The sequence below is a fragment of the Micromonospora sp. NPDC047548 genome (genome assembly GCF_040642975.1).
Taxonomy (GTDB): domain Bacteria; phylum Actinomycetota; class Actinomycetes; order Mycobacteriales; family Micromonosporaceae; genus Micromonospora.
On sequence record NZ_JBEYTI010000120.1, the window covers coordinates 1 to 1543 of the forward strand.

Here is a 1543-nt window from a genome sequence, read left to right on the forward strand (position 1 = left end):
AAGGAACCCGATGTCATCGTACGTGTTGGTGGGTGAGACCACGTCGTTCGCCCAGTCGCGTCAGCGCTTCGAGGAGACCGTGTCGTGGCTGGTCGGCACGCAGGCCGGCGGGTTGTCGCATGCCGTGCTTGAACAGCGGCTGGAGGTCGCCGGCCGGGAGTTGCTGCGACAGTTGCCGCAAGATCATCTCGATCTTCGCGGTGTGCGGGAGGAGCGCCTGGCTTCGGTGGTCGGCGAAGACGCGGTGAGGCGTACCCACGCCGAGCGCGGCCATGAGCGGGCGCTGTCCACGGTGTTCGGGCAGGTCGACGTCACCCGGATCGCGTACCGGGCCAAGGGCACCGACCGCCGCTTCCCGGCGGATGCGGTGTTGAACCTGCCGACTGGTCTGCATTCGCACGGGTTGCGGCGGCTGGCGGCGGTCGAAGCGGTGCGTGGCTCGTTCGAGCAGGTCGCGGCGGCGATCGAACGCTGTTGCGGGGTGGCGGTGGGTAAACGTCAGGTGCAAGCCCTCGCCGCGACCGCGGCAGCCGACGTCGACGCCTTCTACGCGACGCGTCGGGGCGTGCGGTGCCCGCGTGGTGACGTGCTGGTGCTGTCGGCCGACGCCAAGGGGATCGTGATGCGCCCGGACGCGTTGCGGGAGCAGACCCGCAAAACGGCCGCATCCGCCAGCCGCAAGCTGGCCACCCGCCTGTCACGTGGGGAGAAGCTGGGCCGCAAGCGCATGGCCGAGGTCGTGGCCGTCTACCACTGCACACCGGTGCCCCGCACCCCGGCCGACGTGATCGCCATGCCGGGCGCTGATCGCGGCGGGCGCCGGGCCGGGCCGAAGGCGGTGGGCAAGTGGCTGCACGCCTCGGTCACCGACGACGCGGCCACTGTCATCGCCGCCATGTTCGACCAGGCCCACCGCGCTGACCCCCGTGGTGACCGGCCGTGGGTCGTGCTCGTCGACGGCAACAGCCACCAGATCGAGCTCATCAACAAGCAGGCCAGGGCACGTGACCGCCCCGTGACGATCGTCGTCGACTTCGTCCACGTGCTCGAATATCTGTGGAAAGCGGCCTGGTGCTTTCACGCCGAGGGCGACCGGGCCGTCGAGACCTGGGTCGCCCAGCAGGCAGAACTCATCCTGGCCGGGCGTGCCCACCGCGTCGCGGGCGCCATCCAACGCAAGATCACGGCTGCCGGGCTGGACCCCGACCGGCGCAAAGGCGCTGACGCGTGCGTGGCCTACCTGCTCAACAAGTCCCGCTACCTGCGCTACCACCAGGCATTGGCCGCCGGATGGCCGATCGCCACCGGCGTGATCGAGGGAGCCTGCCGGCATCTGATCAAGGACAGGATGGACATCACCGGAGCCCGCTGGGGCCTGCTCGGTGCCGAGGCCGTCCTCAAGCTACGGGCCCTGATCAGCAACGGCGACTTCGACGCCTACTGGACCTACCACCTCGACAAGGAGCGACAACGAGTCCACGCCGACCGCTACCTCGACGGCGTCATCCCAGCCTGATCATCCCTCCAAGGGAGCCGCACCCAT

1 protein-coding gene is annotated in these 1543 nt (G+C 69.5%); it reads left to right on the forward strand.

The features are described 5' to 3' along the window. Positions 1-10 precede the first annotated feature (10 nt). On the forward strand, positions 11-1516 hold the full coding sequence (locus ABZ807_RS33325) for an ISKra4 family transposase (RefSeq protein WP_357167149.1): 1506 nt from the start codon (positions 11-13) through the stop codon (positions 1514-1516). The last annotated feature ends 27 nt before the right edge of the window (positions 1517-1543 follow it).